Below are 17,744 nucleotides of genomic sequence, written 5' to 3' on the forward strand. Positions count from 1 at the left end.
ACATCCGTGCGCGCTGCTTGCAAGAGGAGGACGAATGTGGTTGGCAAAATTCCGACGAGCTGATCTCGCAGGTCCGAGTTCTCAATAGAGAGTCCAAAATTCTCCCGCCACCCGCTCAACATGTGCACTGAATTAGTGGAAATCTTTCAGGGCTCGCAAACAAAGGAGGAAAGCATGCAAATATCATCCCGTCCCAACCGGTTTGGCGATCGATTCGAACAGTTCATTTGGTGCATGATTCTTGTGGCTGGCGCTCTGGTCGCGGCTCCAGCCCACGCACAACACCATGAGCCGGGCATGCACCATATGCACGGGTCTGACGGTGCGCCTGTTGCGAGATCGGCAAATACCGGCGAGCTGCCCGCATTGAAGATCCTCCTGCCGCAATCGGGTAATACCATCGGCGAGCGTGTTGCTTTCGTTTTCCAAGCCGACGATAACATCGCAGAAATGACCATGAGCTCTGCCAATCCGAGCGTTCATCTGCATGTTGCGATGGACGAAACCGAGCTCATGCCAATGGCAGACCAGCTGATCCAGCTTGGTGATGGCCGCTATCTCTATGTTTTCGATCTCCCTGCCAAGCCTGGTCGGCACACAATAAGACTCTATTGGGCGGATCCGCAGCATCACACAATCTCCGAGACGGTACAGACCCTCAACGTGGTTGTGAAGGAATCAAAATGAGCAAGCCGTCAATCATTGGGGGCTTAGGTGTGAACCATTATCAGGAACGTCTTGCGCGTGCGCTAGCTGATCCGGAAGGATTTCGGGCGGAAGCTGCGAAAGAGGTTGATTGGATCGAGTGGCCGAGAAAGATCTTCGATCCATCAATGGGCACCTACGGCCGTTGGTGCGCCGGCGGAGCAGTCAACACTTGCTACAACACGCTCGATCGCTATGTCGCACACGGCAGCTGGGCGGCGGCCGTTCCGGCGAAATGCGGATCACGCGGTTCTTCGCCGCGCAGTTCCTCGGCGGCTTCAATGGGCGCCTCCTGCATGCGAGGCGTGACGAGCGCTGATCTGACGTGAGTTGCGGCGCTCGCGATCGACTTGCAATCACAATTGAGTCATCGCGCCCCTCGCCGATTTTACGCCGCGACTTCCTTCCGACGCTTCCACGAGCGAAATTTTCAGCCAAAATGGGAGCAGCAAAAAAGCCCTCGAAAACGGAGCGCTCTCAAGGGCTTGAAACTTGGTTGCGGGGCAAGATTTGAATTTGTGACCTTCAGGTTATGAGCCTGACGCTTTCGATCAAATACCTAACGCGGCGTGGGCCGACCCAGTTGAGATGATATTATATCAACAGAAGCAATGAGTCGCAGCTGATCACTGGCGGAGAGCCCCCCCGATAGCCCCGAGCACCTTCCAAAAAGCCAACCACATACGGCTGAGCATCACACCGCGGTTCCGGAGCCCAAGCCGGCAGGAACTCTTTGATCTTCCAGATCGCTCGCTCGACCGCCCCTGGAGATACAAACTGCTTCGACCATCTCCTAGCTAGCATGAAAAACGGGTCAAATAGCAACGCGGCGCTGCATTCGGGTTTGGTCATCGTATTCGATCCAGCAAGTATTTTTTCTCTGCTCTACGCCGGATCCCTGCAACGGCTGAATACTTGTTGAACTAACCCATTTCCTGCCTTCTCTACTCATCCCCGTCGCCGATCGCATTTCTGCAATTGGCGTTCGCGGGGGCGGTCGTGGCAGTTAATTCAATCCATTCGGAAGCCTTCTCGCGCGGCGCGCGCATGCTGCGCACTGCGCTTGGCCCGGCAATTGCGACTTTCCTCGAAGACCCCTCGATCGTCGAGGTGATGCTCAACCCCGATGGTCGGCTGTGGATCGATCGGCTGTCAGGCGGCCTGGAGGATAGCGGACGGACGATGTCCGCGGCCGATGGCGAGCGGATCGTGCGCCTGGTCGCGCACCATGTCGGCGCCGAGGTCCATGCCGGAAGCCCCCGCGTCTCCGCCGAGCTCCCCGAGACGGGAGAGAGGTTCGAGGGGCTGCTTCCGCCTGTCGTCGCGGCGCCTGCCTTTGCGATCCGCAAACCCGCCGTCGCGGTGTTCACGCTCGATGACTACGTCGCCGTTGGTGCGATGACCGCAAGTCAAGCGACGGCTCTGAAGGCCGCTGTCGCTTCGCGCAAGAACATCCTGGTCGCTGGTGGCACGTCGACCGGCAAGACCACGCTCACAAACGCACTGCTCGCCGAAATCGCCGGCACCACTGATCGCGTTGTGCTGATCGAGGACACGCGCGAGCTACAGTGCCGGGCGCCTAATCTGGTCGCGCTGCGCACCAAGGACGGCGTCGCGTCGCTGTCGGACCTGGTCCGGTCCTCGCTGCGTTTGCGCCCCGACCGCATTCCGATCGGGGAGGTGCGGGGCAGCGAAGCCTTGGAGCTCCTCAAAGCCTGGGGCACCGGCCATCCCGGCGGGATCGGAACGATTCACGCAGGCTCCGCGCTGGGCGCGCTTCGACGCCTCGAGCAGCTCATCCAGGAAGCCGTCCTCACCGTTCCCAAGGCGCTGATCGCCGAGACGATCAATCTCGTCGCGGTGCTGCGCGGCCGCGGCAGCGAACGCCGCCTCGCCGAACTTGCTCTCGTCGCCGGCCTCAATCCCGCCACTGGCGATTACCGTGTCCAATCCGCCGGGGCGGGCGGCGAACCCTCGCTTCCCGGAGAACCCTCATGATCCAGTTTGCTTCCGCGATCCGTCGTGTTCAACGCCGCTTCACCGATGCCGCGGCGATTGCCCTGATGTCCATCGCGTTCGCGCCTGCGGCCTACGCCTCCGGCTCCTCGATGCCCTGGGAGACGCCGCTCAATCAGATCCTGGAGTCGGTGCAGGGTCCGGTCGCCAAAATCATCTCCGTCATCATCATCACCGTGACCGGCCTGACGCTTGCGTTCGGCGACACGGCCGGCGGCTTCCGCCGGCTGATCCAGATCGTCTTCGGTCTGTCGATTGCCTTCGCCGCCTCGAGCTTCTTCCTGACGTTCTTCAGCTTCTCCGGCGGGGCGCTGGTCTGATGGCTGTCCTTGTCGATCCAGAGGTGCCGGGCTTTTTCGCGCCGGTTCATCGCGCGCTCACCGAGCCAATCCTGATGGGCGGGGCGCCGCGCGCGGTCGCGATCGCCAACGGCACGTTGGCGGCTGCCATCGCACTCGGGCTGCGGCTCTGGATTCCCGGCGCACTGATCTGGGCCGTCGGCCACATCGCCGCCGTCTGGGCGGCCAAGCGCGACCCGCAGTTCGTGGACGTCGTTCGACGCCACCTCCGCTATCCGCCTTACCTCGGAACATGAGGCTTCCATGCTGAACCTCGCTGAATACCGCAATCGACCTGCCGGTCTTCCCGATTTCCTGCCGTGGGCCGCGTTGGTCGAACGCGGTGTGGTCCTCAACAAGGACGGATCATTCCAGCGGACGGCGCGCTTCCGTGGTCCGGATCTCGACAGCGCGACGCCTGCGGAGCTGGTCGGGGTGACGGCCCGCCTCAATAACGCGTTGCGCCGTCTCGGCTCAGGCTGGGCGATCTTCGTCGAAGCCCAGCGCGTCGCTGCTCAGAACTATCCCTATAGCGCCTTTCCCGATCCCGCATCCGCGCTGGTCGATCTGGAGCGACGGGACGCTTTCGAAGAGGCTGGCGCACATTTCGAGAGCCGCTATTTCCTGACCTTCGTCTGGCTCCCGCCGGCCGAGGACGCCTCGCGGATCGAGGGCTGGCTCTATGAAGGCCGCGCGCAGAACGGCGTCGATCCCTACGAGCTGCTGCGCGGCTTCGTCGATCGGACCAATCGCGTCCTGCAACTGGTCGAAGGGTTCATGCCCGAGGTGGCGTGGCTCGACGACGGAGACACGCTGACTTACCTGCACTCGACCATCTCGACCCGGCAACAGCGCGTCCGCGTCCCGGAGACGCCGATGCATCTCGACGCGCTGCTCGCGGACGAGCCGCTCGCCGGTGGCCTCGAGCCGCGCCTCGGCAGCCACCACCTTCGCACGCTCTCCGTGGTCGGTTTTCCGACCGCGACCCATCCCGGGATCCTCGACGAGCTGAACCGGCTTGCCTTCCCCTACCGCTGGTCGACGCGGGCGATCCTTCTCGACAAGACCGAGGCCGTAAAACTGCTGACCAGGATCCGCCGGCAGTGGTTTGCCAAGCGGAAGTCGATCGCCGCCATCGTCAAGGAGGTGATGACGAACGAGGCCTCGACACTGGTTGATAGCGACGCGGCCAACAAGGCCACCGATGCCGATCTCGCCTTACAGGAACTCGGCACCGATGACGTCGGCCAGGCCTACGTCACCGCGACCGTTACCGTCTGGGACGAGGATGCCGGCCGCGCCACTGAGAAGCTCCGTCTCGTCGAGAAGGTCATCCAGGGTCGCGACTTCACTTGCATGCCAGAAGGGGTGAATGCGCTCGAAGCCTGGCTTGGCTCGCTGCCGGGCCACGCCTACGCTAACGTCCGCCAGCCGCCGCTCTCGACATTGAACCTGGCCCACATGATTCCGCTCTCGGCGGTCTGGGCTGGACCTGCGCGCGACGAGCATTTTCGTGCCGCCCCGCTGTTCTTTGGCAAGACCGAGGGCTCGACGCCGTTCCGCTTCTCGCTGCATGTCGGAGACGTCGGACATACCTTGATCGTCGGCCCGACTGGCGCCGGCAAGTCCGTGCTGCTTGCGCTGATGGCGATCCAGTTCCGCCGTTATCGCAAAAGCCAGATCTTTGCCTTCGATTTCGGCGGCTCGATCCGCACCGCGGCGCTTGCCATGGGCGGCGATTGGCACGATCTCGGCGGCAGCCTGTCGAACAGTGCAGATGACTCCGTCTCGCTTCAACCGCTCGCGCGCATTGGCGATGCGGCGGAGCGCGCCTGGGCCGCTGAATGGGTGACGGCAATCCTTGCCAAGGAAGGCGTCATCATCGATCCGACAGCGAAGGAGCATGTCTGGTCGGCGTTGACCTCACTGGCGTCCTCGCCCGTCGAGGAACGGACAATCACCGGCCTGACAGTCCTGCTTCAATCGACCGCGCTCAAGCAGGCGCTGCAACCCTATTGCGTCGGCGGCGCGTCCGGCCGGCTACTCGACGCTGAGGTTGAGCAGCTCGGCTTGGCGTCAGTCCAGGCTTTCGAAACCGAGGGCCTGATCGGTGCTGGCGCTGCGCCCGCCGTGCTCACCTACCTCTTCCATCGCATCGAGGGACGGCTCGACGGCCGGCCGACGCTCCTCATCATCGACGAGGGCTGGCTCGTCCTCGACGATCCGGCCTTCGCCCAGCAGCTTCGCGAGTGGCTGAAGACGTTGCGGAAGAAAAATGCGTCCGTCGTGTTCGCCACGCAATCGCTCTCCGACGTCGACGGCAGCAACATTGCGCCCGCGATCGTCGAAAGCTGCCCCACGCGCGTCTTCCTGCCGAACGAGCGCGCGATCGAGCCCCAGCTCACCGCGATCTATCGGCGCTTTGGTCTCAATGATCGCCAGATCGAGATCATCGCGCGAGCGACGCCGAAGCGGGACTATTACTGCCAGTCGCGACGCGGCAACCGGCTGTTCGAGCTGGGGCTCGGTCCCGTCGCGCTCGCCTTCTGCGCGGCATCCTCAAAGGCCGACCATGCCGCCATTGAACGGCTGCTCGCCGAGCACGGCCGTGAGAATTTTACGCCCGCCTGGCTCGCCGATCATGAGCTCCTTTGGGCCGCCGATCTCATTCCTGACCTGACAAACCTGGAGGTGCAATCATGACCGACCGCTCGACGCGGCGCGCTGGCTTACTGGCCGCGACCGCCCTGTCGCTTACCCTATCGATTCAGCCGCTTTTGACGGGGCCGGCGTCCGCGCAGGTGATCGTCTACGATCCCAGCAACTTCAGCCAGAGCGTTCTGACAGCGGCGCGCGAACTGCAGCAAATCAATAATCAAATCCAGATGCTGACCAACCAGGCCCAGAGTCTGGTGAACCAGGCGAAGAACCTCGCTAGCCTGCCGATGTCGACGCTGGCTCAGCTCCAGTCGACGATCGCACGGACCCAATCGCTTCTCACGCAAGCGCAGAACATTTCCTTCAACGCCCAGCAAATTCAAACCGCGTATTCCAGCAGCTACGGCGCGGCGCCGACCACCGGGTCCAACGCGACGCTGTTCGCCGCCGCCCAAACCCGTTGGCAGAACTCGGTGGGCGCTTTCGAGGACTCGCTGAAGGTACAGGCCGGCGTCGTCGGCAATATCTCGACCAACTCCAGCGCGATGACGTCGCTGGTGTCGGCCAGCCAGTCCGCGAGTGGCGCTCTGCAGGCAGCTCAAGCCGGCAACCAGCTTCTCGCCCTGCAATCCCAGCAGCTCTCCGACCTCGTCGCGGTTCTCGCCGCGAAGGGACGAGCGGACGCGCTGGAACAGGCGCGTGTGACGGCAACGGAGTCGCAAGGCGCCCAGCAATACAAGATCTTCGCGACGCGCAGCGGCTACCAGCCCGGCAACGTCACCATGTTCAGCGGCAACTAAAGGCGCGGATCATGGAGCGTTCGGATCTCTGGCGCGCAGTCGCGATGGTTATTCTGTTGGCAGTCTTTATGGCCACGCTGTCCTACATCCATCGGCGTCCGACGCCGCCGCCGCGGGAGCTATCTGACGCTCCGGCCATCTCCGCACCCGACGATCTCTCGGCCGAGCTGCGCCGCTGCCGTGCGCTTGGCCCCCAAGATGCCGAAGATCCGCACTGCCAGGCGGTCTGGGAGGTGAACCGCGCGCGCTTCTTCGGCAGGCCGGCGCGGCCACTTCTGCCGCAGGCCGCGCCGGCCACCCCGTCGACCACAGGCGCTACGGAAGGAGGGAGGTAGGCCATGAACAATGTCGGCGTCATCGATACCTTCCTCAATACCTTCACCACCTATATCGATTCAGGTTTCGGCCTGATCAAGGGCGAGGTCACCTATCTCGCCTCGACCCTGATCGTCATCGACATCACCTTGGCCGGCGTATTCTGGGCGTGGGGCGCCGACGAAGACATCCTCCAGCGGCTGGTGAAGAAGACGCTCTATATTGGTTTCTTCGCCTTCATCATCACCAACTTCAAGAGCCTCTCAGGCGTCATCTTCAATAGCTTCGCCGGACTTGGCCTGAAGGCCGGCGGCTCATCGATCTCCACAGCGGACTTCCTGCGGCCCGGCCGGCTCGCGCAGGTCGGTCTCGACGCCGGGCAGCCGCTGCTCGATGCCGCAAGTCAAATGATGGGCTTCACCAGTTTCTTTGCGAACTTCGTCCAGATCGCCGTGCTGATGGTGTCCTGGCTCCTGGTGCTGATCGCCTTCTTCATTCTGGCGGTGCAGCTGTTCGTCACGCTGCTGGAGTTCAAGCTGACGACGCTTGCCGGCTTCATCCTCATTCCCTTCGCCCTTTTCAACAAGACCGACTTCCTTGCCGAGAAGGTGCTGGGCAACGTCGTCGCCTCCGGCGTGAAGGTGATGGTGCTCGCTGTCATCGTTGGCATCGGCACCGGTCTGTTCTCCCAATTCACCACCGCCTATGCCGGCGGCCAGCCGACCATCGAGCAGGCGCTCTCGGTCGTGCTCGCGGCGCTCGCCATGCTCGGCCTCGGCATCTTCGGTCCCGGCATCGCAACCGGCCTTGTCTCAGGGGCGCCGCAGCTTGGCGCGGGCGCTGCCGTCGGCACCGGCCTTGCCGTCGCCGGCACGGCGATGGCGGGGAGCGCGGCGCTTGGTTTGGCCGGAAGGGGAGCGATGGCGGCGAGCTCCGGCGCCGCGGCCGCCGCACGTGGTGGTGCGGCGATGGCGGGCGGTGTGTCCTCTGCCTACAGCCTCGCATCAGCCGGTCAATCCGGCGCTGGCGGCGTCGCCTCCGGTCTCGGCGGCGCCGGCCGTGCTGCGGCAAGTCACGTGGCAGCTCCCGCCAGACGCGCCGCTGCGCAAGTGGCCAGTGCAATGAGTGAGAGCTTCACCTCTGGCGCCCGCGCCGGTGTCGCAAGCACGGGTGGTTCCTCGACCATGGGGACCATTGAGCGTGGCGCGGCCGCAAACGATGGAGCCGCGCCTCAAGCGGCAAGCGAGAGCGGTCCGCCCGCCTGGGCCCAGCGCGTCAAACGCAATCAGGCGATTGTTCACGGCACTCAGACCGCAGCCCAAGCCCTCAAGTCCGGCGACAGCCATGGCGGCGGCCACTCCGTCGACCTCAGGGGAGGAGAATAATCAATGTCAGTCTTTCGGCGATCGTCGGTCCGCTACGGCCGCACGCCCGAACCCGAAACCCCCTATCAGCGCGCGGCCCAGGCTTGGGACGAACGCATCGGCTCGGCCCGCGTGCAGGCGAAGAATTGGCGGCTGATGGCGTTCGGTTCGCTGATCCTTAGCTGTGGCCTCGCCGGTGGGCTCGTCTGGCAATCCACGCACGGCACCGTCGTTCCCTGGGTGGTGCAGGTCGACAAGCTCGGCGAGGCGCAAACAGTGGCGCCCGCTGTGGCCGACTACCGGCCGAGCGATCCGCAGATTGCCTGGTATCTCGCCCATTTCATCGCGATGGTGCGCTCGCTTCCGGCCGACGCGATCATCGTGCGGGAGAACTGGCTGAAGGCGTATGATTTCACGACCACGGCTGGCGCCATGGCGCTGAACGATTACGCCCGTGCCAATGACCCCTTCGCCAGTCTCGGCAAGCAGCAGGTCGCAATCGACGTCTCCAGCGTCATCCGCGCCTCGCCCGACAGTTTTCGCGTGGCCTGGGTGGAGCACCGCTATCAGGACGGCGCGCTCGCCGGCACCACGCGTTGGACCGCGATCCTCACCATTGCGATTCAGCCACCCACCGACGCCGATCGGCTCCGCAAGAATCCGCTCGGCATCTACGTCAACGCCATCAACTGGTCGAAGGAGCTGGGACAATGAGCCCGCCGTTTTCCTCACATGCCGGAGGTCCGGCTTCGCCTCTCTCCACAGTTCAGCAGAGCCGGAAACACGGCGATACGTGCTTCCCTAAATCCGCAATGGCGGCTTTGCTGATGTCCGTCTCGGCACTCGGCGGCTGCGCGCACAATTTCATCCCGCCCGACATCAACTACGATAGCGCGGAGCCGGCAACACTCACCGTCGACCCGCCCGCACCCGTCAAGATCGTGGAATTGCCAAAGCCCCTGCCGCTGCCCGGGCAGTTGAAGCCGCTCGCCGCCGGCAAGCGCGTCCCCGAAGCCGCCGACCCAAAAGTTCGCGTCAAACAGGCTAACGCCGCAGCAAGGGTGCAGCCGGTCCGCAACGGTTTTATCAACGCGGTCCAGGTCTATCCTTTCTCCGGCGGAGCGCTCTACCAGGTCTATGCGGCGCCCGGTCAGATCACCGATGTCGCGCTCCAGGAGGGTGAGCAACTCACAGGCTCCGGGCCGGTCGCCGCCGGCGACACGGTGCGCTGGATCATCGGCGATACCGAGAGCGGGGCGGGCGCGACCAGGAAGATCCACATCCTGGTCAAGCCAACGCGGCCGGAATTGATCACCAATCTCGTCATCAACACCGACCGGCGGACCTATCTCCTCGAGCTGCGCTCGACCGAGAAGACTTATATGGCCTCGGTCTCCTGGCAGTATCCCGAGGACCAGCTCATCGCGCTTCGCCAGCAGAACGCGACGGCGGAGGCTGCCGCGCCAATCGCGGCCGGCGTCGATCTCGGCTCGATCAACTTTCGCTACGCGATCGAGGGCGATGATCCGGCGTGGCGTCCGCTGCGCGCCTTCGACGACGGCAACAAGGTCTACATCGAATTCCCAAGCGGGATCGTCCAAGGCGAAATGCCGCCGCTGTTCGTCATCGGTCCCGCTGGCGGGTCCGAGCTGGTGAACTATCGGGCGAACCGCAACTACTACATCGTCGACCGCCTGTTCGCCGCCGCCGAATTGCGTCTTGGCGACAAGGATAGCGAGCGGCGCGTACGCATCGTCCGCACCGATGAAAGGCCGCGTTCATGGCGATAGGCGGCGAAGACAATCATCAAGGCGACATCCCACCTGTCGCCCCGCCGGATCTTCGGCTCCGAGGCGAGCGGCCACCTGTCACGCGCCTCTCGCGCAAGATCCTTGTCGGCCTTGGCGCGCTGTCTGCCCTCGCAGTCGCGGGTGCGCTCGGCTACGCGCTGCAGACTCGCAACAAGGCGCAGACAGGCCAGGAGTTGCTCAGCACACAGAATAGCCCTTCGGCCGAGGGCCTTGCCGCCTTGCCGAAGGATTATACCGGCCTGCCGCGTCAGGCGCCGCCGCTCGGGCCGCCGCTGCCCGGCGATCTCGGCAAGCCGATCCTCAGCGCCGGCGCTGCACCGAACACCGTGGTCCCCGGAGCGACGCCTGATCCGGAAGGACAGCACAGAGCCCAGGAGATCGAGGCGGCGCGGGTCAGCCGCCTGTTCGCCCAGACCGTTCAGCAACCGCAGAGCGTCGGCCAAATCCTCCCGAATAGCTCAACTGCAACCGCGGCGACCTCGGCCACGACACCGCCCGTCGATGCCGGTTCCGCCCAGAACATGCAGGACCGCAAGGCTGCCTTCCTCAACGCTTCGACCGACAAACGCACGGTCAGTCCAGACCGGCTTGAGGCCAAGGTCTCGCCTTATGTTGTACAGGCAGGTACCGTGATCCCGGCTGCGCTCATCACCGGCATTCGCTCCGATCTGCCCGGCCAAGTCACCGCCCAAGTGACCGAGGCTGTCTATGATAGCCCGTCCGGCAAATATCTTTTGGTGCCCCAGGGCGCCAAGCTGATCGGCCAGTACGATAGCTCCGTCGCGTTCGGCCAAAGCCGAATCCTCCTGGTCTGGACCCGCATCATCATGCCGGACGGCAATTCGATCGTGCTTGAGCGCCAACCCGGCGCCGACACCGGTGGTTATGCCGGGCTCGAGGATGAGGTCGACAATCATTGGGGCATGCTGTTCAAGGCCGCCGTCCTCTCGACCATGCTCAGCGTTGGAGCCGAGGCAGGCACGAGCCAGAATGAGAACAATCTCGTTCAAGCGATCCGCAGCGGCGCGTCCAACAGCATCAGCCAGACCGGCCAGCAGATCGTGCAGCGCCAGCTCAACATCCAGCCGACACTGACCATCCGGCCAGGTTTCCCGGTCCGTGTCATCGTCACGCGCGATCTGGTGCTTGCGCCCTACCGGAAAGGAGCAACACCGTGACGAAGCTCAAGCTTGGGCCGCTCGAAGACGATAAGCCGGTCAAACTCACTATCGAGTTGCCCGCGGCGGTCTTCAGGAGTCTCAAAAGTTACGCCGAGATTCTGACTCGTAGCGGAGAGGCGACCACGCCGACCGAGCCCGCCAAACTGATCGCGCCGATGATCGAGCGCTTCATGGCGACCGACCGAGCCTTTGCGAAGGCCCGGCGAAGTGCTGCTCAGTCCGTCCCCGGGGTGGCCGAGAGATCCGGATAGCGCTCGCGAAGCAGGTCGAGCAACGGACGCAACGATGGATTGCAGTTGTCCTCCCGCCAATAGGCGCGGAAGCTCAGCCGCGTCGGCCCCTCGGCATCATGCACCTCGCGGAAGGTGACCCCCGGATAGGCAGCGCCCGTCGCACTTTCCAACGCCAGCAAGATACCCCAGCTCACGCCGACCAGGCTCAGAAGCCGGTCGAGCACCACATCATGGCGAAGGGGCGGGCACAGATCGGACCCACCCATTTTGCTGATGAGTAGCTTGTGGAATTCCGGTCCTGGGCCGCGCTGTGACACCAAAAGCGGTTCGCGCCTCAGTTCGCCCCAGTGAACCACGTCACGGCCTGTCAGCGGATGGTTCGCGGGGAGAGCGGCGACGACCCGTTCACTCCAGAGCAATAATGACTTGTCGCTCCACCTTGGATTGGGCTCGGCCACGAAAGCGACGTCAATGGCGGAACTGGCGAGGTCCGAGATCAGATGGTCACTCAATCCGTCGACGAGATGCGTTTCGACATCGGGGAAGCGGTGCCGGTGCTCGAGGAGGGTGGCCCTTAGATTGCCGGCTGAGAGGGAGGTGTGGATGCCAATGGTCAATCGACCGCTCTCACCGCGCGAGCGGTTCTTGACACGAGCCGTCATTGCTTCCGTCTGATCCACGATGCGCTGGGCGGCATCGAGGAATTCCTGGCCTTCGATGGTCGGTCGCGTGCCGCCGTTGGTGCGCTTGAAGAGAGTGACGCCCAACTTGTATTCGAGAATGCGCAGGCGTCGACTCAGCGTCGACTGCTTGATACTGAGCGTCTCTGCCGCTTGGCGTAAGCTTCGGTGCTGGGACGCGGTGATCGCCCAGCGCAGCTCTCGCAATTCCAAAGGCACGGTCGAAGCCTTGCGGCGAGTTGGCGGTGACCAAGTTTTTTCTTGAATAGGTCACTCCATTTGCTTCCCGCCGCTTGAGCGGGCCGCGGGATCAAAAAGATCAGGAGCGACGGTGACAGGGCTAACTCGACGGTCAGAAACGCGAGAGTTCGGTGGGTTGGTAGCCACCCTCCAGCCAAGAGGCTGAAACGCGTCCATTCGATGAGCGCGCTCCCCAAAACCAATGGTTCGGGCATCTCGGTTGAGCAGACAATTGCGACGACTATTGGTCGCTCGCTCCCCGTTACCTCTTTTCAATCGATCAGGGGAGCCCGTTCGTCTGACTGATGATCGCGTCGAGCTTTCTGGGCACATTCGATCACTTCGGCTGTGATTGGGATGCCGACGCGCCGGCGCTCTTGCTATTGAGCGCAATGGCCGCGGTGAGCCTCCCTATATCCTGGAATCATTGGAGCAGTTCAAACGGAGTGCTGATGTGAGCATGACGGCGGGCCTGTTTGCGTGGAGCTATGCCCGCAAAATACAACCTACGTGATTGCATGACGACTCGGCTTCATGGCATCCTATCGCCAAATCAGATATGTCCATCGCATTAGTTGATGGCTGACCCTGGAACCCTTTTGCTTCCGGCCGACGGCCTCCTTCAAGGGCCCAAGGTCCCGTGTCAGCTTTTCGCCCTTGACGTTGACCGATGATCGCCGCCCCAGACGACCGGCCCCGTTCTAGCCGGCTTTCGTATCACTTCGATGGGCGCTTGAGCTACTTCGGATGGATACTCTGGTGGGCGCCAGCTGGTGGCTGCTCCGTCGACCGTTCATGGGCGCACATTTCCGGCCGATCGAGAGACGCCGAGCTATCGCGACATGATCGACGACGAGATCGTCGAGATGATCAGGAAAGCATCTGCGCCCATGATGTCGGACGAGATCGTGAGCGGCCTCGCCCGGAAGGGCATCACGACCGCCGCGACGGATCCCGTCCAGTATCTGCGCCGAATGGCGATCAGGAGAAGGGAGGTGGTAAGGTTCCACGGCAAGGGCTACCGGGACGCCGCTAGGCCGTGGAAGCCGGAAGGTTACGAGCCGACTGTAAAAAAGGGCCGCTTGACATGAGTTTCAAAAAACAGACCGCGACGAACGAGCCAAAAGATTGCAGTTGCCGGTGGAAAGGTACGACAGCGAGAATTGGCGCGTAAGGAAACCATCAAAGCCAATTCATAGAATCTGAGACCGCCCTTTCGGCAGCGGCAACACGCCTCAAGGTTCCGGCACAATTCTCATCACGCCCGGACTAAATCTTTTAAGAGCCCGATACTCTTCCGGACGATGGATTACTTCTCGTCACCGACGATACCTTGGACCTTGTCTAAAGCCCGCAAGCCGGCGCCCCCACGTCGCAAGACGAAATAGCACTGCCCGGATGAGCGCGCTTACCCCCAGCGGCAGGCGACAGTGCGGGGTAACAGATCAGCAGCTTGCGCCCGGCTTGGTCGCGCAGACGGAAAGACAGATTTGGGCCGCCCTGCGCATCGCGCAACGCGACCATTCTGTTACGCCGCGCCAGCTTAGTATTGATATGGCTGCCGTGACCTTGGGGTCGCCGACCAAGTCCAATCAATGTGCTCCACTCGTTAGTCCGCGCCGTGAAAGAAAACGCGAGTTCCTCGAGGCCACGTCCGTTGGTTTCCGATCGGACTTGCTCCAATTTCCCAACCCGCGCCGCCCCATAGGACGTCAACTACACCAAGGTCGCCCTTATCATCACGAACGAAAAATATGTTGGGCGCTGAGTTGGTCTGCAGCGCCCCGCTTTCTCCATTGGCCTGCAGCTCTAACAAGCGCCAGAGATCCGCCAGTTTGGTCCCATCGGGAATGCCCAGTTCTCCAACGATCGCGTTGTTATTTGAGGGATCCTTCAAGATGTGGATCTGCAGACATCTATTGACCGCGGTTTCGAACTTGACTGCAAACCTGCGCATAAACATTGCGCCAAGCCACGAGATCCTGACGCGGGCCGTCGGTGTGATGTCTTCCTTAAAGTGTTCCCGCGCGACGAATGTTTCAGCCTTTACCGTCTTGCCAGCCTTCACCTTCAGCGAGCATTGGGCTCTGACATTTGGCACAACGGGCTCATTTTCAGTCCTGTTCTCTTCCGCAGTCGCGCTGAACCCAAACATCACCAGCCAAGAGATGAGATACGGAATAAGCACCAAGCGGCGCGCGGTTAAGTCGCCGGCAACCTGCACGAAATTACTTCCATTGATTAGTCTGCGATTGATTCTTCGCCGGCTGGCTCGCGATGCTTGCCAGCACTCAGCGTGGGACGTAGCCGTTCGGACGGATCGCGACCTACCCTTAGCTTCAACTCTGCTAGGTCAATAAATTCATCCGCCTGCCGCCGAAGTTCGTCGGCGATCATCACCGGCCGACTCGCGATGGTGGAAACAACGGTGACGCGGACGCCGCGACGCTGCACCGCTCTGACCAGGTGACGGAAGCCGCCGTCGCCGGAGAACAGCACGATTTGGTCAACGTGCTCGGCGAGCTCCATGGCATCGACCGCGAGCTCAATATTCCCCTGCACCTTGCGGCGACCGCAGGCATCCACGAACTCTTTGGTCGGTTTTGTTGTAACCGCGCAGCCATTATAATCGAGCAAATCGAGGAGCGGCCGGGCCGCCGAATATTTCTGATCCTCGACAATCGGCGTGTAGTAGAACGCCCGCAGCAGTGTGCCGCGGCGCTGAAATTCCCCAAGCAGGCGTTCGTAGTCGATCTCGAAGCCGAGTATCTTGGCAGTTGCGTGGAGGGTAGGGCCATCGATAAAGAGCGCAATCTTGTCGAAGGGTGACATATCCTAATTCACGCTCTTCATCTGTCGTCTCCGAGTGCTTCCGGGCGATGCTGTGACAGTCTGCTACGATCGGCGCGTCTATACTTCGGTCGCGTGGGCTGCACCTCAATGAACATGGTACGTAACGAACGAAAACACTCATTTTTCGCCTGAGTGTGTCATCGCGGCTTGCGACCTTTGCTAACTCATCGGATCGTTTGCTGAGAGTACGGACTGAGGCGAGTCATAAGCGCTCGAGATAAGCTTATAACAACAGCACGCCTTCTGCTCGAGGAGCTTGCGTTCATCGATCTGCAAGGCGCCCCGCGTCTTGCTGATGAGCCCTTGTTCTTCGAAGCGGATTAGGGTCTCGGTCACTCCGGCTCGACGCAATCCCAAGACGGACGAGAGATAGTCATGCGTAACTGCCAACACACGAGCGTCAACAGCATCACTCGCAAGACATAGCCAGCTCGCGAGCCGCTGTTCACGATCGTGCCGAACACCACACAATCCTGTCTGAACGCACTGGAATGTCAGCGCTTGAACGTACTCATAGAGACGCTCTCGGACTTCAGGACGCTCCTTCATCACCCGATGCAAATCCTCAACACGAATCCTGTGCGCGCTTCCGGGAAAGAGAACGACAGATTGATGTGTTGAAATATGTCCTCCCCACAAAAACGAAGCGCCGACCACGCCTCGATACCCTATTACCGCTGTTTCGAGCATGCTTCCGGCCGCGACAATCCTTAGTGAGACGAGGCCCGCTTCAATAAAATAGACGTGCTCGACGTGCCGCTTCGGTTCTTGCAGAATCATACGTTCTTCTACAACGACCGGTTCAAGGCATTTCCCTATTGCCGCGAGGTCTTCCAGAGAAAGACGCGCCAGAATTGCATTTCTGATAAAAGGTCGCTTCTTCGGCTGTGCCGTAAAAGGCCGTTGAAACATCTGCCGCGTGCCGGACACGCGCTTGAGCGCTGCGTCTCTGGAGCAGTCAGGCGCCCCGGGGGTGGCGCTCTCGCGGTCAGCCATTGTCTCTCTCCTGGCATACGGTTTGAGCCCCGCCCGCTCACCGTAAGGAAGAATTGATTACGACCGCTTCAATTGAACGGATGTATGCGTGGCATCGGCACTCGCTGGAGCATCAGCGTCACATCGTCGCCCCTGCTTTGTGGTAGGGGCACGCAATCCGAGCCGAACCTCAACGTATCTCACGAGCGCGCGCTGCCCGGCTCAGCATCAAGGAGTTCGACTGGGAGTGGCCAAGTATTCTCTGCTTACAACGCTCCAGATCAGCCTTGCTCATCTGTCATTCGTTGCTTCGTGGAGAATGCGTTCATGTAGGACCTGTTCGCTGAAGAATGCTCGGACGAAGATTGTACGTAAGGTACGGACAATCTCGTCCCTTAACGAGTGTGACGTATCGGCTTCAGATTTGACCGTTTCGTACAAAGCGTCCTACGCGCGGCATCGTCACGGTGAGGTGGAGCCTTCTGCCAGCACAGCAAAAGAGATTTCAATTGCTTAGTCTATCGCGGGACGGATCCTAATCCGAAGGTAGAAGATAAAGGTAGCTCTTATCCCATCGACCATTGCTTCGAGGCGGTGACGTTCGAAATTACCCGCAACGGTTGATCGTCCGGTGGTTGTGATGCTATATGCACGCACGCCGGAATGTTGAGGTATTATTTCAGATGAATTGGATCGACGGGCGCGCAGAGCCGCTGCGGGCGCTGACAAGCTTGCGCTTCTTCGCAGCGATCATGATTGTGCTGTACCACGCCAAAAGCTATTTTCGTTGGCCTTGGCTCTCCGAAGTGCCGGAAGCCGCCGTGTTCGGCGTGTCATTTTTCTTTGTGCTGTCGGGCTTCATTCTGACGCACGTCTATAGTTCGAAGCCCTTCCCGGGATATTGGCGATTCATCGGACTGCGGATCGGCCGCCTTTGGCCCGTACATATCTTTGCGGTTGCAGTCGTCGGCGCGGCCTTGTTGTTCCCGGATGGTCGCCTGATTAGGCACGATTATCTCTGCTTCGATCGGAACGATATCCTATTCAACCGCTGGGTTGAATTCGGCCTGGTGGTGGCCTTAATGCAATCTCTGTCGCCGTACATGGCGCATATCTACGCTTGGAACTCAGTCTCTTGGTCAATCTCAACCGAGTTCTTCTTCTACTTGGCGTTCCCCTGGCTCATCGTCGACATTTCGCGCTCATGGCACTGGAAGCTTTTTGCATCGTAAGCGCGATTTTCCCCGCACGTTGACGCCGGCGGTTTTGATGGATTGCCCTAGTATCGGGGCGATACCGGTCCGTTCAGGCAGTGGCGGCTTTGTGGAAGTTGAAGGGCAGCAGGTCGGTAATATCGGCGTCGCCGGCGCGCTGAGGCAATTCGGTGAGGACGTGGCGCAACCACGCTAACGGCTCGACACGTGAGGCGCGGCAGGTCAGCATCAGGCTGTAGACGACGGCACTGGCCTTGGCTCCGTCCACGGTATCGCTGAACAACCAACTCTTCCTGCCAGTTGCAAAAACCCTGATGTCGCGCTCCAGAAGATTGTTGTCGATCGGCATGCTGCCGTCCCC

At 61.5% G+C, this 17,744-nt stretch carries 19 protein-coding genes and 1 pseudogene; 15 read left to right on the forward strand and 5 right to left on the reverse strand.

From position 1 onward, the window contains the following. Nucleotides 1–174 precede the first annotated feature (174 nt). The 13 genes and pseudogenes from K288_RS53000 (at nt 175) to K288_RS0138505 (ending at nt 11,439) form a co-directional block, all read left to right on the forward strand. Nucleotides 175–687, forward strand: a complete 513-nt coding sequence (locus tag K288_RS53000; protein ID WP_152535887.1) for a hypothetical protein — start codon at nt 175–177, stop codon at nt 685–687. Next, nucleotides 684–914 (forward strand): annotated as a pseudogene (locus K288_RS0138450) (acetyl-coenzyme A synthetase N-terminal domain-containing protein); the annotation flags it as partial. The gene K288_RS53000 and the pseudogene K288_RS0138450, both read left to right, overlap by 4 nt. Nucleotides 915–1,704: 790 nt before the next feature. Next, a complete protein-coding gene (gene trbB, locus K288_RS0138455; RefSeq protein WP_027584249.1) occupies nt 1,705–2,703 on the forward strand; it encodes a P-type conjugative transfer ATPase TrbB in 999 nt (332 codons plus the stop codon). After that, nucleotides 2,700–3,041, forward strand: coding sequence for a TrbC/VirB2 family protein (locus K288_RS0138460; RefSeq protein ID WP_027584250.1), 342 nt, complete (start codon nt 2,700–2,702; stop codon nt 3,039–3,041). The genes trbB and K288_RS0138460 overlap by 4 nt, the downstream gene beginning before the upstream one ends. Further along, nucleotides 3,041–3,316: a VirB3 family type IV secretion system protein gene (locus tag K288_RS0138465; protein WP_027584251.1), complete on the forward strand. Its 276-nt coding sequence runs from the start codon at nt 3,041–3,043 to the stop codon at nt 3,314–3,316. Before K288_RS0138460 ends, K288_RS0138465 begins: the two co-directional genes overlap by 1 nt. A gap of 7 nt (nt 3,317–3,323) precedes the next feature. After that, on the forward strand, nt 3,324–5,762 hold the full coding sequence (gene trbE / locus K288_RS0138470) for a conjugal transfer protein TrbE (protein WP_027584252.1): 2,439 nt from the start codon (nt 3,324–3,326) through the stop codon (nt 5,760–5,762). Next, nucleotides 5,759–6,517 carry a P-type conjugative transfer protein TrbJ gene (gene trbJ, locus K288_RS0138475; protein ID WP_027584253.1) on the forward strand — a complete coding sequence of 253 codons (759 nt, stop codon included), beginning with the start codon at nt 5,759–5,761 and terminating at the stop codon, nt 6,515–6,517. The genes trbE and trbJ overlap by 4 nt, the downstream gene beginning before the upstream one ends. Nucleotides 6,518–6,528: 11 nt before the next feature. Further along, entirely contained in the window at nt 6,529–6,852 is a 324-nt protein-coding gene (gene trbK-alt / locus K288_RS0138480; protein WP_152535888.1) for a putative entry exclusion protein TrbK-alt, read from the forward strand. Between the two features lie 3 nt (nt 6,853–6,855). Further along, nucleotides 6,856–8,217, forward strand: coding sequence for a P-type conjugative transfer protein TrbL (gene trbL / locus K288_RS0138485; protein ID WP_027584254.1), 1,362 nt, complete (start codon nt 6,856–6,858; stop codon nt 8,215–8,217). Nucleotides 8,218–8,220: 3 nt separating this feature from the next. Further along, the gene (trbF, locus tag K288_RS0138490) at nt 8,221–8,910 is read left to right on the forward strand and encodes a conjugal transfer protein TrbF (protein WP_027584255.1); all 690 of its coding nucleotides are present in this window, start codon (nt 8,221–8,223) and stop codon (nt 8,908–8,910) included. Then, nucleotides 8,907–9,986 carry a P-type conjugative transfer protein TrbG gene (gene trbG, locus K288_RS0138495; protein ID WP_027584256.1) on the forward strand — a complete coding sequence of 360 codons (1,080 nt, stop codon included), beginning with the start codon at nt 8,907–8,909 and terminating at the stop codon, nt 9,984–9,986. The genes trbF and trbG overlap by 4 nt, the downstream gene beginning before the upstream one ends. Beyond that, nucleotides 9,977–11,185, forward strand: coding sequence for a TrbI/VirB10 family protein (locus tag K288_RS0138500; RefSeq protein WP_027584257.1), 1,209 nt, complete (start codon nt 9,977–9,979; stop codon nt 11,183–11,185). Before trbG ends, K288_RS0138500 begins: the two co-directional genes overlap by 10 nt. After that, on the forward strand, nt 11,182–11,439 hold the full coding sequence (locus K288_RS0138505) for a DUF2274 domain-containing protein (protein WP_027584258.1): 258 nt from the start codon (nt 11,182–11,184) through the stop codon (nt 11,437–11,439). The genes K288_RS0138500 and K288_RS0138505 overlap by 4 nt, the downstream gene beginning before the upstream one ends. Here K288_RS0138505 and K288_RS0138510 read toward each other — a convergent pair. Then, nucleotides 11,403–12,320 carry a LysR family transcriptional regulator gene (locus K288_RS0138510; RefSeq protein WP_027584259.1) on the reverse strand — a complete coding sequence of 306 codons (918 nt, stop codon included), beginning with the start codon at nt 12,318–12,320 and terminating at the stop codon, nt 11,403–11,405. The genes K288_RS0138505 and K288_RS0138510 overlap by 37 nt on opposite strands. A gap of 863 nt (nt 12,321–13,183) precedes the next feature. Here K288_RS0138510 and K288_RS0138515 point away from each other — a divergent pair. Continuing rightward, the gene (locus tag K288_RS0138515; RefSeq protein WP_027584260.1) at nt 13,184–13,432 is read left to right on the forward strand and encodes a hypothetical protein; all 249 of its coding nucleotides are present in this window, start codon (nt 13,184–13,186) and stop codon (nt 13,430–13,432) included. A 518-nt stretch (nt 13,433–13,950) separates the two neighbouring features. Here the strand turns inward: K288_RS0138515 and K288_RS0138520 are convergent. From K288_RS0138520 to K288_RS0138530, 3 genes are all read right to left on the reverse strand, one after another. Beyond that, nucleotides 13,951–14,565: a hypothetical protein gene (locus K288_RS0138520; protein WP_244443415.1), complete on the reverse strand. Its 615-nt coding sequence runs from the start codon at nt 14,563–14,565 to the stop codon at nt 13,951–13,953. Nucleotides 14,566–14,582: 17 nt separating this feature from the next. Then, nucleotides 14,583–15,173 (reverse strand): NYN domain-containing protein, encoded by a 591-nt coding sequence (locus tag K288_RS0138525; protein ID WP_027584262.1) that lies wholly within the window; start codon nt 15,171–15,173, stop codon nt 14,583–14,585. A 180-nt stretch (nt 15,174–15,353) separates the two neighbouring features. Beyond that, entirely contained in the window at nt 15,354–16,190 is an 837-nt protein-coding gene (locus tag K288_RS0138530) for a Crp/Fnr family transcriptional regulator (protein ID WP_027584263.1), read from the reverse strand. A gap of 662 nt (nt 16,191–16,852) precedes the next feature. Here K288_RS0138530 and K288_RS0138535 point away from each other — a divergent pair. Further along, nucleotides 16,853–17,401 carry an acyltransferase gene (locus tag K288_RS0138535; RefSeq protein ID WP_027584264.1) on the forward strand — a complete coding sequence of 183 codons (549 nt, stop codon included), beginning with the start codon at nt 16,853–16,855 and terminating at the stop codon, nt 17,399–17,401. Between the two features lie 73 nt (nt 17,402–17,474). Here the strand turns inward: K288_RS0138535 and K288_RS47945 are convergent. Further along, nucleotides 17,475–17,744, reverse strand: a 270-nt coding sequence (locus K288_RS47945; RefSeq protein WP_152535890.1) for a transposase domain-containing protein, incomplete at its 5' end; no start/stop codon positions are given.

The sequence above is a fragment of the Bradyrhizobium sp. Ai1a-2 genome (genome assembly GCF_000426245.1).
Taxonomy (GTDB): Bacteria; Pseudomonadota; Alphaproteobacteria; order Rhizobiales; family Xanthobacteraceae; genus Bradyrhizobium.